The 14668-nt window shown below is 41.1% G+C and carries 12 protein-coding genes and 1 other RNA gene; 10 read left to right on the top strand and 3 right to left on the bottom strand.

Annotation, left to right across the window (positions count from 1 at the left end):
* The coding region (locus ACT3RM_RS13805; RefSeq protein WP_444511392.1) for an ATP-dependent helicase C-terminal domain-containing protein at positions 1 to 215 on the top strand (215 nt) is incomplete at its 5' end.
* Positions 216 to 772: 557 nt separating this feature from the next.
* Positions 773 to 1276, top strand: coding sequence for a GNAT family N-acetyltransferase (locus tag ACT3RM_RS13800; RefSeq protein ID WP_441835691.1), 504 nt, complete (start codon positions 773 to 775; stop codon positions 1274 to 1276).
* A 56-nt stretch (positions 1277 to 1332) separates the two neighbouring features.
* Here ACT3RM_RS13800 and ssrS read toward each other — a convergent pair.
* Positions 1333 to 1516, bottom strand: a non-coding RNA gene (gene ssrS / locus ACT3RM_RS13795) — 6S RNA.
* A 226-nt stretch (positions 1517 to 1742) separates the two neighbouring features.
* Between ssrS and ACT3RM_RS13790 the strand changes: the two genes are divergently transcribed.
* Genes ACT3RM_RS13790 through ACT3RM_RS13775 form a run of 4 tightly spaced genes read left to right on the top strand, consistent with a single transcriptional unit; the run spans position 1743 to position 6032 of the window.
* Positions 1743 to 2309 (top strand): UPF0149 family protein, encoded by a 567-nt coding sequence (locus tag ACT3RM_RS13790; RefSeq protein WP_441835690.1) that lies wholly within the window; start codon positions 1743 to 1745, stop codon positions 2307 to 2309.
* Positions 2310 to 2330: 21 nt separating this feature from the next.
* A complete protein-coding gene (gene pepP / locus ACT3RM_RS13785; RefSeq protein ID WP_441835689.1) occupies positions 2331 to 3668 on the top strand; it encodes a Xaa-Pro aminopeptidase in 1338 nt (445 codons plus the stop codon).
* Between the two features lie 16 nt (positions 3669 to 3684).
* A complete protein-coding gene (gene ubiH / locus ACT3RM_RS13780; protein ID WP_441835688.1) occupies positions 3685 to 4869 on the top strand; it encodes a 2-octaprenyl-6-methoxyphenyl hydroxylase in 1185 nt (394 codons plus the stop codon).
* A complete protein-coding gene (locus ACT3RM_RS13775; RefSeq protein WP_441835687.1) occupies positions 4866 to 6032 on the top strand; it encodes an FAD-dependent monooxygenase in 1167 nt (388 codons plus the stop codon). The genes ubiH and ACT3RM_RS13775 overlap by 4 nt, the downstream gene beginning before the upstream one ends.
* A gap of 117 nt (positions 6033 to 6149) precedes the next feature.
* On the opposite strand, the gene ACT3RM_RS13770 is transcribed toward ACT3RM_RS13775, so the two are convergent.
* Together ACT3RM_RS13770 and ACT3RM_RS13765 are read right to left on the bottom strand one after the other, a co-directional pair.
* Positions 6150 to 8036 (bottom strand): hypothetical protein, encoded by a 1887-nt coding sequence (locus ACT3RM_RS13770; protein ID WP_441835686.1) that lies wholly within the window; start codon positions 8034 to 8036, stop codon positions 6150 to 6152.
* A 241-nt stretch (positions 8037 to 8277) separates the two neighbouring features.
* Positions 8278 to 9123, bottom strand: coding sequence for a LysR family transcriptional regulator (locus ACT3RM_RS13765; RefSeq protein WP_441835685.1), 846 nt, complete (start codon positions 9121 to 9123; stop codon positions 8278 to 8280).
* A 126-nt stretch (positions 9124 to 9249) separates the two neighbouring features.
* On the opposite strand from ACT3RM_RS13765, the gene ACT3RM_RS13760 reads away from it, so the two are divergent.
* From ACT3RM_RS13760 to gcvP, 4 genes are all read left to right on the top strand, one after another.
* The gene (locus ACT3RM_RS13760; RefSeq protein WP_441835692.1) at positions 9250 to 9849 is read left to right on the top strand and encodes a hypothetical protein; all 600 of its coding nucleotides are present in this window, start codon (positions 9250 to 9252) and stop codon (positions 9847 to 9849) included.
* 174 nt (positions 9850 to 10023) lie between these two features.
* On the top strand, positions 10024 to 11106 hold the full coding sequence (gene gcvT / locus ACT3RM_RS13755) for a glycine cleavage system aminomethyltransferase GcvT (RefSeq protein WP_441835684.1): 1083 nt from the start codon (positions 10024 to 10026) through the stop codon (positions 11104 to 11106).
* Between the two features lie 54 nt (positions 11107 to 11160).
* Complete coding sequence (gcvH, locus tag ACT3RM_RS13750; protein WP_441835682.1) at positions 11161 to 11550, top strand: glycine cleavage system protein GcvH; 390 nt, start codon at positions 11161 to 11163, stop codon at positions 11548 to 11550.
* 175 nt (positions 11551 to 11725) lie between these two features.
* The gene (gene gcvP, locus ACT3RM_RS13745; protein WP_441835681.1) at positions 11726 to 14617 is read left to right on the top strand and encodes an aminomethyl-transferring glycine dehydrogenase; all 2892 of its coding nucleotides are present in this window, start codon (positions 11726 to 11728) and stop codon (positions 14615 to 14617) included.
* Positions 14618 to 14668 lie beyond the last annotated feature (51 nt).

The raw sequence follows: 14668 nt of genomic DNA, 5'->3' as shown, positions 1-14668 counted from the left end.
AACTTGAGTCCCCCTTACTGGCTAAAAATTCAGTACCTCTTCGTTTTGAACTGCTTTCACCTGCAAAAAGACCAATTCAAACGACCAGCGATTTAGGTAACTTTTGGAAGTCATCATACTTTGATGTTGCCAAAGATATGCGAGGAAAGTATCCAAAGCACAGATGGCCAGAAAAGCCTCTTGAGGAAACTCCAGGTCGATCTATTAAAAGATAGTTGTAACGCAGGTAATCGTAATTAGGTCTAGCCAGCGTTTTTGCAGACGCAGTGCTTTGTTATAATTCATGATCATAGAGTTACATCGCTACCATTTAGGTAATCTTCACTATTGCAACTATCATTGAACATCTATTAGTGTCAATCTTGCCCTTTACCATACTGGAAAATGAGTATTACTTGTCAATAATTACTGAAAACAGTGTGTCAATTTAAAAGCGTTGTAAATAACCTTGAAGCCAATGAATAAAGGAAGTAATGGTAAGTGTCAATAAACTCAATTAATTGTGGCATAGAATTTTTGGCCTGACGATCCCGCAAATAGTGTCGCAACCAATAAAGTAAAAAGTAGGATGTGATCTGTAGTTGCTAATTTATTTGCGACTTTATTTACAAAACGCCCCTATTTATGATTGCTAGTAAGTTAGCTTTATTTTCTTTTTGAAATCTATTTTTTTAGAGAAGTCAGCTTTAACTTTACGCTTTAAAATAAATAATATAAGCGTGATTCTATATTACGCTATGATAATAAAAATAACCTCCATTATAAGATAACAATGCTACGTTTACGGCACTTCAAAAGCACTGATCAACCATTATTGATTAATTACCTTAATAACCTCGATATTAAGCATTTTCTCTCACCAAAAATACCTACACCTTATACCCTTGATGACGCACTTTGGTGGGTTGAAAAAGGTAGTAAAGCCGGGTTTACTCGCGCTATTGAAGTTGATGGGCAGTTGGTTGGCTGTATTGGCGCTCTACCCGGTGAATTTGAATACGCAAAATCGGCTGAAATTGGCTATTGGTTAGCACAAAAATATTGGGGACGTGGTTTAGTTGTTGCAGCCCTTGAGTTATTAATTGAAGAGTTAAAAATAAATACCGATATTGTCAGGCTACATGCAGTGGTATTTGCCGGGAATTCACAATCAACCAAGGTGCTCGAAAAAGTAGGCTTTGAACATGAGGGGCTGCTTAAAAAAGCTATTTATAAAGAGGGTGAATTTTATGATGGCCTGCTGTACGCCAAAGTGCTAACTGAAAGGTCGCGCTAAAAGGGCTATTAGCAATAGTTTGTCAGTAAAGTAAGTAAACTGGTATAAAAAGAAAGGTGTTCCCCAGGTATGTGGCGTTCGGTGTCAGTCCTGAAACCTTGAGGTTTCAGGGCGGGGATCTGCGGTTTACCGTAGGCTTCTCGGTACATGCCGAGCTTGCTCAATAGTAAACGAACAGAAACCCTAACGTAAAATTTATCGGCTCAGGGACTTAACCAAGCTCCAACACCCCAGGGAACAAATTCAGTATATAAGACATAATCCAATCCTTAAACCATAAAAGTAAAAAAGAAGTGCGTTTGGGTGGTTTTTACCCACCTTTAGCGAGGCGTTTACTCTGTAGGTTGCTTTTTAAGCGTTAGAAGTAACTTTCAGTAAGATGCTTTGAGTCGAATGATACATTTTATTGGAGTTGCCATTTATCGAGTGGTAGCATTGAGTTACTTAGTCGAGCGAAGATAAAACTATGAGCGATTTACCAGATTACCAACAAGCCCAGTTAATGCTAGAAAAGAACGAGATTTTTGTTGCCCCTGCAGAAGCCCACGGAGTCATAAGTGGTTTACTTGCTTGTGGCTTAAGTATTGAAGCTAAAGAATATTTAGGTTTACTTAGCGATGTATTTAACGATGGCCAAGCATTTAGCCAAGACCTAAAACAATTTTTTGCTACCATTTATAAGCAAGTTGTTGATAGTTTCAGCGATGATGAATTTCAGTTTGATCTATTTTTACCCGGTGATGATGAAACCCTTATCGACCAAGCTAATGGCTTAGTGTCGTGGGCGGCGGGTTTTATGCTGGGTTTTGGTTTAAAGCAAAAAGACTATGGCAAGCTTTCAGCTGATGTCAAAGAAGTGATCAGTGACTTTAGCGAAATTACTCGCCTTGATACCATGTTTGACGAAACCGAAGAAGACAGTCAAGCACTCCATGAAGTAATTGAATACGTGCGGGTATCTGCTTTATTGTGTTTTGCAGAGTTAGGTAAAGAACAAAGCAGCCAAGAAAACACTAAAAAAACGCTTCATTAACTAGCAATTAGAGTAGGTAATATGACCGCAGACTGTGTATTAGCACTGGCTATAAACAAATCTGAATTTAAAGCCCGCCGAGAGCATTTGATGGCGCAAATGGAGCCAAACAGCGTTGCTATTATTCCTGCTGCTGGCGAAGTTACTCGTAGTCGTGATACCGAATATGCTTTTCGTCAAGATAGCGACTTTTATTATCTAACTGGCTTTAATGAACCTGATGCGGTATTAGTGCTTAGCCCATCAAGTGAAGCGCAAAGTACCTTATTTTGCCGTGATAAAGATAAGCTTGCCGAAGTTTGGCATGGCAGGCGTATTGGCTTTGAAAAAGCAAAAAACGAGTACTTATTCGACGCAACTTGTGCATTGAGTGAACTAACTGAACAATTAATAGATTTGGTGAATGGCCGCACGATTTTATTTTATACGCAGGGTACTTACCCGCAGTTTGACGATAAAATATGGTCGTTATTGGGCTCGCTCCGTAGTAACCGAGCACATAAAGCACCGTCTACCATTAAAGACATAAGTGGCTTAGTTCATGAAATGCGCCTGATTAAATCAGCTCAAGAGCAAGCTATTATGGCCCAAAGTTGCAAAATAAGTGGTGAAGGGCATATTCGTGCTATGGAGTTTGTTAAACCGGGCGTTACTGAATACCAGCTTGAGGCTGAAATACATCATCACTTTGCCATGAATGGGGCTCGTCACCCTGCGTATGGCACTATTGTGGGCGGTGGTGATAATGCCACTATTTTACATTACACCGAAAATAGCGATGTACTGCGTGATGGCGATTTAGTCCTTATTGATTCAGGCTCCGAGTATCAAGGCTATGCCGGTGATATAACCCGTACTTTTCCGGTTAATGGTAAGTTTAGTGCATCGCAAACAGCACTTTACAATATTGTATTAGCTGCGCAACTAGCGGCATTTAACGAAGTTAAGCCCGGTAGTAGCTTAGTTAAAGCAAACCGTGTTGCTAGTAAAATTCTTACCCAAGGGTTACTTGATTTAGGTATTTTAAACGGCGATTTAGATGAGCTAATAGCAAAAGGTGCGTGTAGAGAGTATTACATGCACGGACTTGGTCACTGGCTTGGGCTCGATGTACATGATGTTGGCGATTATAAAAGCCAAGGTAAAGACCGTGAATTCACCCCCGGTATGGTGCTTACTATCGAGCCTGGTTTATATATAAGCCAAGATTCAAATGCGCCAGCGCAATACAAAGGCATTGGCATTCGTATTGAAGATAATCTGTTAGTAACTGACACAGGCTACGAAAATTTAACTGCACACGTACCAAAAACAATTGCTGACGTAGAAGCGCTGATGCAAGCAAAAAAAGACAACTAAGCGCGAGGAAGAAACCGTGGACAAGGCGTTTGATATAGTTATTATTGGTGGTGGACTCGTTGGGGCAAGTTGTGCGCTTGGGTTAAAAAATGCAGCGCCTAACTTATCAATTGCCGTGATAGAACCCAATGAAGTAAGTGATGACTATCACCCAAGCTTTGACGATAGAAGTATTGCTCTTGCTCAGCAGTCAGTTCAGTATTTACAAGACATTAAAGCATTTGATACGAGTGCTTGTTTTGCGGCGGCAATCGAAAAAGTAACCGTTTCAGATCGCGGCCATTTTGGTAAAGCGCATATTGATTGTAGTGACTATCAACAACAAGCGCTAGGTTATGTAGTTGAAGTCAACCCATTTGGGCGCAGCCTTCATCAACAGTTAGCTAAAACCGATATCACCTTGTACTGCCCCGATTCACTCACAAAGCTTGAATACCATGCACAGCATGTTGCACTTACGCTTACATCAAACCAGCAGTTAACGGCTAAATTGCTGGTGGTTGCCGATGGCGCTAATTCGCCAACCCGGCAATTAGCAAATATTGAATTTACCACAAAGCCTTATCAGCAAGCAGCGATTATCGCTAATGTTGAAGTGGCTGATGGGCATAATCATAATGCTTTAGAGCGCTTTACCGAGCATGGGCCTATAGCACTATTACCAATGAGTAATAATCGTTATTCGTTAGTGTGGTGCATGGAGCTTGAGCAAATAGATGCGATTATGGCGCTTGACGACGAAGGTTTTGTAAACGCATTACAAAGTGCGGTTGGTTATCGAGCAGGGCGGTTTACTCAAGTCGGTATGCGCACAAGTTACCCACTAGTTTATGGCCGAGCAGAGTCACTGATCGCACATCGTACGGTTTTAATGGGTAATGCTGGGCATGCTATTCACCCTATTGCGGGGCAAGGTTTTAACTTGGGTCTACGCGATGTACAGTTTTTAAGCGCGCTTGTTGCAAAAGGTGGATCACTTGGCGATTATCACTTTACTACAAGTTACGCAAAGCTGCGTAAGCAAGATATTAATACCGTTATGACGCTTACCGATGGATTGGTACGATTATTTTCAAATTCATCAAGAATACTTGCATTTAGCCGCAGCTGCGGACTATTGGCAATGAGCTTAAGTGATACGCTAAAAGCCCCTCTAGCTAAGCAGTTAATGGGGCAAGTAAAACAAGGTAAACGACTATGAAACAAACGCAAGTATGTATTGTTGGCGGTGGTTGTGTAGGTTTAACTCTCGCATTGGGGCTGGCTAAAGCGAATATTAGTGTGGTTGTAATAGATGCTGCGCCCACTCAGCAATTGCCGGGTGATGAATACGGTTTACGAGTAAGTGCGCTCAGTCTTGCTAGCCAAGCATTACTTGACAGACTTAATGTATGGCCAGAAATAATCGCTCAACGCGCTCGTGCATATACTCACATGGATGTGCGCGACCAAGACAGTTTTGGCAAAATTGCTTTTAACAGCGACGAACTTGGTTTATCGCACTTAGGTCATATTGTTGAAAACGATATTATTCGTTACGCCTTAATTAACGAGCTTGAAAAAAGTAGTAAAGTGACGCTTTTATTTGATACGGCTTATCAGCAGATTCACCAAAGTGACAACGATGTATTTATTACCCTTGATTCGGGTGAACCCGTTATAGCTAAATTGCTGGTTGCTGCTGATGGCGCAAATTCAGCTATACGTAAGCAATTTAATTTACCAGTAACGTTTAAAGATTACGATCACCATGGCATTGTTGCTACAGTCAAAACGGCAGAGCCACATAATAATACGGCGCGTCAAGTTTTTCTACCAAGTGGCCCATTGGCATTTTTGCCGCTGGCAGATGCCAACACTCACTCGATTGTTTGGTCAACGAGTCCTGCACACAGTGATTCATTACTTGCTATGGACGATAATAATTTTAATAAAGCGGTGATGGCTGCTATTGATGGCCAATGTGGTTTATGTGAAGTACAAAGTAAACGGGCTGCTTTCCCGCTTAAAATGCGTTATGCGCAAAAGTGGGTTGAAGGTAAAGTGGTGTTAATAGGTGATGCAGCGCATACAATTCATCCGCTTGCAGGACTTGGTATGAACTTAGGGCTAAAAGATGCCGCCTATTTAATTGAGCTTTTAAGCCAGCAGCAAACAGAGTTTGCAAGTTCGCGCACACTTCGTGATTACGAGCGTACTCGTAAGCTTGACGCACAAAAACACATCGCCATGATGCAAGGGCTAAAAGAGTTATTTAATGGCGCTAACCCATTGAAAAAGTTAGCCCGTGGTGTCGGGTTAAGTGTGGTCGATAACCTCGGACCAATAAAGCACTTGTTCGCAAGCCAAGCAATAGGGAAGTAAAAGTTGTTAGATAATGCCTAATAACCGCTAATAGTATATAAAACGCCAAAATTACAGTGGCGCTTTATATACTTCAGTTACTTTTAAAATGTGATTGTCGTTGGAATTAAAAGTGACTTAGGCTTTAGAATCAGGATTTGAGTTCTCTTCCTGCCTTAAATAACCCGCCGCTTCATCGTCATTTTTGTTAATAGCTTTTTGTGTAGGCTCAGCGCGTGTTTGCTGATTAAGTTGATGAATTTGAGAAGCATTTCCTAAATCACGCTCACTAGTGATTGACGCAATAGACTCGCGGTCTTTTAAGAATGCAATAACATCGTTTTTAATTGCCTGTAGTTGTCCTTCGTCTTTATGCATTTCCATAATATGGCGAGCATGCTCAAGATTTTTGATCCCCGTTGCAGCAAAAGTCGTTGAAACTATACGAGAGACAATAATCCACGGCGTAATACTGCTACGAACTAACGTATTTTCAGAGCGAGTACTATCGTGAATGCCTGTTCCGGTTGATATTTTAGATTCAGTAAAGGTGCCTTCACATTTAAAGTAAACCAATAGAGATTCAAATTGCATTTCAGCAAAAAATAAATGGGCGTTGGTACGTAATAAGCGTGCAAATGCTCTTATTAATAATCCGATTAATAGGAAGTGAAAGGCCGACATAGTTAATTCACTCACTTGCAAAATATGTTGTTCATTTAAGGCTTGTTTAAATGAATTAATATTAGAGTCAGCGATATAATGAAACACGTCGATTAGCGAGTAAGCTAATAAAATCGTAAAGACTAAAGCGACTATATAGAGTAAATTGGCGCTAAGAAGACTAACTAACCTAGCTACACTAAAGAGCTTGCCTAAATCCATCTTGTGCAATTTAGGTTGTATTTCTTGGATCATTTCCCCTTTAAAGCCGCCTTTACCATCAATTTGCTCTTGTAACTGAGGGTCAAGTTCACGATAGACTCTGTTTGGAACTTCTTTATAACGACGGTTCGCCATAACTAAATTATCAAGGTTTATAAAAACTTCATCAGGGTGAACAGACTCTTGCCAATTCTCACGTAGCTCAGATACTTCGGCAGAAGGAGCTATCGTATTTATACGTTCTTTTATCATTATAAAAATAGGCACACTACTTAATGCCGCAAGCACAATAATAGCAATTAAGTATATACCAGCATTTAAGCTCGGTAACTGTTCAAGCCAGCTATTGATTTGTACATTACTGATCTGTTGTTCTTTCATTACCCATGACAGAGAAAGACCTATAGCAATGGGTAAAATAAACGAAAGTGAAATTATTCTAGCAAGTGCGCCACCGCCAAGCGTTTCTATATTTTTTTCAGCGTCACGAGAAATTGGTTTTCCTGTATCACGCCACGATAAAAGCACATAAAACATCAGTAAAGCACTGTAAATAGGAAATGTTAATTCGCCAGCTTCACCCGTAAAACCAGATAAAGTTACAAATGCGACAAGCCCATACGCCAGTAAAGCTACTATGGTACTAACCCAAGAACCAAATAAACGCTGGGCAACATTACGAATTGGGTAAGGCAAAAATACTAATTTAGGAATAATACTATGTACTAAACGAGACAAAAAACCACTGGGCTCTACGAAGGTACTATTTTTACGACCCACCAACATTTCTTCTAATTCGTGGGAGTTGTATGCGACTACTTCAGCTTCTTCTTGGGCTGTTGAACCTTGTGATTTACTATGATTATAAGCAAGAGATGTTGGGTGATTACGACCAACAAAGTACTTCAGCATGGCATAAATACCACCAGAAAGCGTTCGAATGCCTAAAGCTAAAATTAGCATACCAAATAGCATTAAAAGCCAGCCTGTAATGGAGTCTTCTTTAACCAAGCCCGCAGCAATAACTAAAAGGGTAATTCCAGCAACAGATTCAATTGTCCCTCGTAAGGCAGTTACCTTTCCTTCCAGTTTAAAGGGATTTTTTATTCCAAGATCAATTGATCCATAATCAAAAGCCATTGAATATTCCTTGTAATAGCGTTTATGTTAGTTGTTTTAGTATATGTAGTGTATAAAATTATTGGTAAAGATGTAACTGTATAAGATCTTAAATTATTGAATTTTCATAGTGTGAATATTAATTATTTAGGCCTTAAATTATGGAATTAATCAAGCAGCTAAAAAGCTATATTTGATTCAACAAATATGGCTTATAAGTTTCTAGTTTTATAGAGGCCGCTATAGTGATGGTATTAAACCTTTAAGCCATGCGTAAGCTTATAAACTCAGCGAGTTTATCTACCGCATGTCCAGACTCATCAGCACGTTTTATTAAGCTAATACCTATCTGACCAAGTTCTGTTAGTTGTTTGGTGTGTAATTGATAACTTAGCTCGTTTGGCACGGTGCTTTTAGCTAATACTGTGATCCCTAACCCTTCTTTTAACGCGGCAGTAAGTCCGGTCAAGTCGGCATTACTATAAACAATGCGGTATTTAATACCTGCGTTTTTTAGTGCTTCGATGGCGCGACGTCTATAAATACAGCCCTCAGGTGCGGTAACAAGCGTAACCACCTCATTTTGTGCAAGGTTTAAATCACCCACCCAGACTAACTTATCTTGCATAAATACGGGGAACTTTTCAGAATTTAAATCTTCATTAAGCGCGAGCACTAAATCAAATTGATCTTGACGAGCAACCGACAGTAAATGCTTACTTAAACGTGATTTGACTTCTAAAGATACATCAGGGTAAAGCGCCACAAAATCACCAATAATTGCTGGTAAAATGCGTGCCGCAAATTCACTGGGGATCCCTAAGCGTACCTTACCAGTAACACTTTCATTGGTAAATTGCTGTAAAATACTGTCGTTAGTTAATAGCATTTGTTTTGCCATTGGTAATAACACCTCGCCATAATGATTAAGTACTTGGCGTTGGCCTTGTTTTTTAAAGAGCTTATGGCCGAGTAAATCTTCTAAACGTTTAATTTGTAAACTCACCGCAGGTTGCGATAAGCCCAGTAAATCACCGGCTTTAGCAAAGCCACCGACTTCTACAACGGTAATTAAGGTACGTAAGCTATCTGTTGAGATGTTTTTCATATTAAAAATTACTATTTAATTAGGTGAGTTCATAAGTATTATTTATCAATTGATTTAAAATTACAATTTGTTGTTGGTAAACTTGCGCCATATACTTTTGCTATTAAAGCTTGATAGGTGTCAATGATGACTTTTTCTCCCATAATGTTTGCGCGCCACAGCCTTGCTCAGCACGCTGAAAATAACGCGTTTGAGTTTAATACTGAGATGGCCGTTATGGATTTTAGTGGCACCGAAGCGCTGCTGTTTTTAACCTCTATACTGGGATTAGACATCAGCAAATTAACAGCCAGTGGTTTGGGTGTAAAAGGGTCGTTAGATGGCGATATAGACAGTGACTTTGCTTATTCCGTGTATTTTTTTAGTGAAACTGCGTTTAGATTTATATTACCTGCCCAAGCAAGCAAACAGTTACAATCACTTATAAATGAGCAGCAGTTACGTTTTGATATCGACTATGTAATGCGTAGCGACTTAAACGTAATGACCCTATGCGGTGAACAAGCTTTTGACGCTATTGTTGATGCATTTAAATTAACGCCAGGTTTGCGTTTATCAAACTCTCTGAGCTGTTATGGCGCACAAAGCGGAGCGGTATTTGTAACCGCCGTTACGACACAATTAAAGCAATATTTTCAGCTGGTGGCTAAAAATCCAGAGCTTGAAAAATGGCAAGCCTATTTACAGCAGCAAGGGTTTGACACGTCTTTGGTTGACGTGACATGACAGCATATTTTAAAACGACTGAGTGTAATAAACACTTGCCATTTTATGTAATAACAAATCGCAATTTGGGTGCCAGCGAATAACAACTTATGTATAATCGCCGCCCATGTTATTCCCCCTTATTAAGTTGAGGCCACGCCCAGTATTGGGTTAATTTTAAAGTGAAGGAATATTATGACTTCAAAAACAGTTTTACATGCAAAACACTTAGAATCAAAAGCTAAAATGGTTGATTTTCACGGCTGGGAAATGCCTATTAACTATGGTTCGCAAATCGAAGAGCATAACGCAGTACGCACAGATGCCGGTATGTTTGACGTATCACACATGACTATTGTTGATGTGCAAGGCGAGCAAGCTCAAGCGTTTTTACGCAAGCTAGTGGCAAACGATGTAGCTAAACTAACTGTTCCTGGCAAAGCGCTTTATACCGGCATGCTTAACGAGCAAGGCGGTGTAATTGACGATCTGATCATCTATTTCTTCTCTGAAACCAATTACCGTTTAGTGGTTAACTCAGCAACACGTGAAAAAGATTTAGCCCATATGGCTAAAGTATCAGCCGATTTTGCGGTTGAAGTTACTGAGCGTCCTGAATATGCAATGATTGCGGTACAAGGACCCAATGCTAAAGCTAAAACAGCAACACTACTAAGTGCAGAGCAACAAGCTGCAGTTGAAGGTATGAAGCCATTTTTTGGTGTACAAGTAGGTGATTTATTTATCGCCACAACAGGCTATACTGGCGAAGATGGTTACGAAATTGTAGTACCAAACGAGCAAGCCGCTAACCTTTGGCAACAACTGTTAGACGCAGGTGTAAAACCTGCAGGCCTTGGCGCACGTGACACGTTACGCCTAGAAGCCGGTATGAACCTTTACGGCCTTGATATGGACGAAAGCGTATCACCACTTGCCGCTAACATGGCATGGACAATTGCTTGGGAACCTGAAGATCGTGACTTTATCGGTCGTGATGTAGTGGTTAAGCAGCGCGCAGATAAAAGCACCAACAAACTTGTTGGTTTAGTGCTTGAAGAAAAAGGCGTACTGCGCACTGGTTTAAAAGTGATCATTGACGGTGGCGAAGGAATTATTACTTCAGGTACCTTCTCACCAACACTTGGACACAGTATTGCCCTTGCACGTGTACCACGCTCAATTGGTGAAACAGCCCAAGTAGAAATGCGTAAAAAATTAGTTAACGTAAAAGTAGTTAAAGCAGGCTTTGTACGTAACGGTAAATCAGTACTTTAAATATCAATTAAAAATTTGGTGTTATCACCCAATATAAACCAAAGGAATAAACAAATGAGTAATATCCCTAGCGAGTTAAAGTATGCCCCTTCACACGAGTGGGTTCGCAACGAAGGTGACGGTACCTTTACTGTTGGTATTTCTGAGCATGCACAAGAACTTCTTGGTGACATGGTATTCGTAGAATTACCAGAAGTGGGTGACGAAGTAGATGCAGGCGAAGAATGTGCAGTAGCAGAGTCAGTAAAAGCAGCATCAGACATTTATGCACCTATTGGTGGCGAAGTGGTTGCTATTAATGAAGAGCTTGAAGATGCTCCAGAAACGGTAAATAACGACCCATATGCAGAAGGTTGGTTATTCCGTGTTAAAGCATCTGACGAGTCTGAGCTAGACAACTTGCTAGACGCTGAAGGCTACGCAAACACTATCGACGAAGACTAATTATTAGTTTACTCGATTTTAAAAGCCCCGTCATATTAGATACTAGCGGGGCTTTTATGATTTTACCGCTTACTTTTCCATACTGTGTAAGTGCTTAAATCGCCAAGTTTTTAAGTTATTACTGGTTACCCATTAGTAATAACCACTTTTTTTTGGATCATAGGAATCTGGACAAATGTCAAACGCCAAATCTCTTGAGCAACTAGAGCAAAAGCAAGATTTTATTCGCCGCCATATTGGGCCAAGCCCAGAGCAAGTAACTGATATGCTTGGCGCTCTTGGAGTATCGAGTGTTGAAGAGCTGATCGGTCAAACGGTCCCTGCAAGTATTCGTTTAGAGCAGGGCTTAACAGTAGGCGAAAGCCGTACTGAAGTTGAAACACTAAGCTACTTAAAATCAGTAGCAAGTAAAAATAAAGTATTCAAATCGTATATCGGTCAAGGTTACCACCCAACACATGTACCGCACGTAATTTTACGTAACGTACTTGAAAATCCAGGTTGGTACACCGCTTACACTCCTTATCAGCCAGAGATTGCACAAGGGCGTTTAGAGTCATTATTAAACTTCCAAACTATGACCTTAGATCTAACCGGTCTTGATTTAGCCAGTGCGTCATTACTTGACGAGTCAACCGCTGCTGCTGAAGCTATGGGCCTTGCAAAACGCGTATCTAAAGCTAAAAAAGCCAATGTCTTCTTTATTGCCGATGACGTGCACACGCAAACTATTGACGTAGTTGCTACGCGTGCAGAACAATTTGGTTTTGAAATTGTAGTAGGCAAAGCTGAAGATGCCGTAAACCATGATATTTTTGGCGCGCTTTTCCAATACCCATCAACATCAGGTGAAGTGGTTGATATAACAGACTTAATCGCAGGCGTGCAAGACAAAAAAGCCATTGCCTGTGTTGCTGCCGACATCATGAGCTTATTACTATTAAAAGCACCAGGAAAACTAGGCGCAGACGTTGTACTTGGTTCAGCGCAGCGCTTTGGTGTACCCATGGGCTACGGTGGCCCACATGCGGCATTTTTTGCCACTCGCGACAAGTATAAGCGCTCATTACCAGGTCGTATTATTGGTGTATCTAAAGACCGTTTAGGTAACGACGCCCTTCGTATGGCAATGCAAACGCGCGAGCAACATATCCGCCGTGAAAAAGCCAACTCAAACATTTGTACAGCGCAAGTACTACTGGCCAATATGGCTGCGTTTTACGCGGTTTACCACGGCCCTAAGGGCTTAAAAATGATTGCAGAGCGTATTCATCGTTTTGCTGATATTTTAGCAGCTGGCTTACAAGCAAAAGGCGTAAATCTTAAGCACAATACCTGGTTTGATACCCTCACTGTAGTAAGTGATGATAAAAATGACGTAATTACCCGTGCTATCGCAAAAGGCGTTAACTTTGCAACTAACCATGATGGTGAGTATTCAATTTCAGTATCAGAAGCGACGACTCGCGAAGATGTAGCTGAGTTATTTGATATTGTGCTAGGTGACGGCCATGGCTTAAGCCTTGACACAATCGCCGCAGATATCGAAGCAAACGGTAGCGAGTCTATTCCGGCAAGCCTAGTACGTGATGATGAAATTTTAACGCATCCAAATTTCAATTCGTATCATAGCGAAACTGAAATGCTGCGTTATATTAAGCGCCTTGAAAATAAAGATTTAGCGCTTAATCATTCTATGATCTCGTTAGGTTCATGCACTATGAAACTAAACGCGACTGCTGAGATGATCCCAATTACATGGCCTGAATTTTCTAACCTGCACCCATTCTGCCCGTTAGACCAAGCACAAGGTTATCAGATTATGATGGGTGAACTGCACGACTGGTTAGTTAACATTACTGGTTACGATGCGGTATCATTACAACCAAACTCGGGCGCACAAGGTGAGTACGCAGGATTAATTGCGATTCGTAAATACCATGAATCACGCGGCGAAGGCCATCGTAATGTATGCTTAATTCCAAGTTCAGCGCACGGGACTAACCCTGCATCTGCACAAATGGCAAGCATGAAAATCGTGGTGGTTGATTGTGATAAAAACGGTAATGTTGATATGGCCGACCTAAAAGCGAAAGCTGAAGAAGTGTCTGAAAACCTATCGTGCATCATGATCACATACCCGTCTACACATGGCGTATACGAAGAAACCATTCGTGAAATTTGTGATATTACTCACCAGCACGGTGGTCAAGTTTACATGGACGGCGCAAATATGAACGCGCAAGTTGGCGTAACAAGTCCAGGTTCTATCGGCTCTGATGTATCGCACTTAAACCTACATAAAACCTTTTGTATTCCGCATGGTGGCGGCGGCCCAGGTGTTGGCCCAATTGGTGTTAAATCGCACCTTGCGCCATTTATGCCAAACCACAGTGTAATTAATGTAGCCGGTACGAATATCGACAACGGTGCTGTATCAGCCGCGCCTTACGGTTCAGCAGCTATTTTACCTATTTCATGGGCTTACATCACTATGATGGGTTCAGAAGGCTTAAAGCAAGCCACTGAAATGGCGATTGTGAATGCTAACTACTTATCTGAGCAGTTAAGCCAGCACTTCCCAATTTTATACCGTGGCCGCAATAACCGCGTTGCGCACGAGTGTATTGTTGATTTACGCCCATTAAAAGATGCATCAGGCATTACAGAAATGGACGTGGCTAAGCGCCTACAAGACTATGGTTTCCATTCTCCGACTATGTCATTCCCAGTAGCTGGCACGTTAATGATTGAGCCTACTGAGTCTGAGTCTAAAGTAGAAATAGACCGCTTCATCGAAGCCATGGTTTCTATTAAAGGTGAAATAGAGAAGATCATCTCAGGCGAGTGGTCAATCGAAAACAACCCGCTGGTGTTTGCACCGCACACACAAGCAGATGTATTAGGTAACGAGTGGGATAGAGCGTACGACCGTTTCTATGCTGCGTTCCCAGTACCTAGCGTAGCAAAAGACAAATTCTGGCCTACAGTTACCCGCATCGATGACGTATACGGCGACCGTAACCTGATTTGCTCATGCCCAGCGGTAGAGACATACAGAGATTAATTTTGATTAAATTCAAATAATTAAAAAGCCGTTGCAGCAATGTAACGGCTT

Source organism: Pseudoalteromonas sp. AOP7-A1-14 (assembly GCF_052376275.1).
Taxonomy (GTDB): domain Bacteria; phylum Pseudomonadota; class Gammaproteobacteria; order Enterobacterales; family Alteromonadaceae; genus Pseudoalteromonas.
The sequence above is the reverse complement of the archived record's forward strand: the minus strand, read 5'-3'. Positions and strand labels throughout refer to the sequence as shown.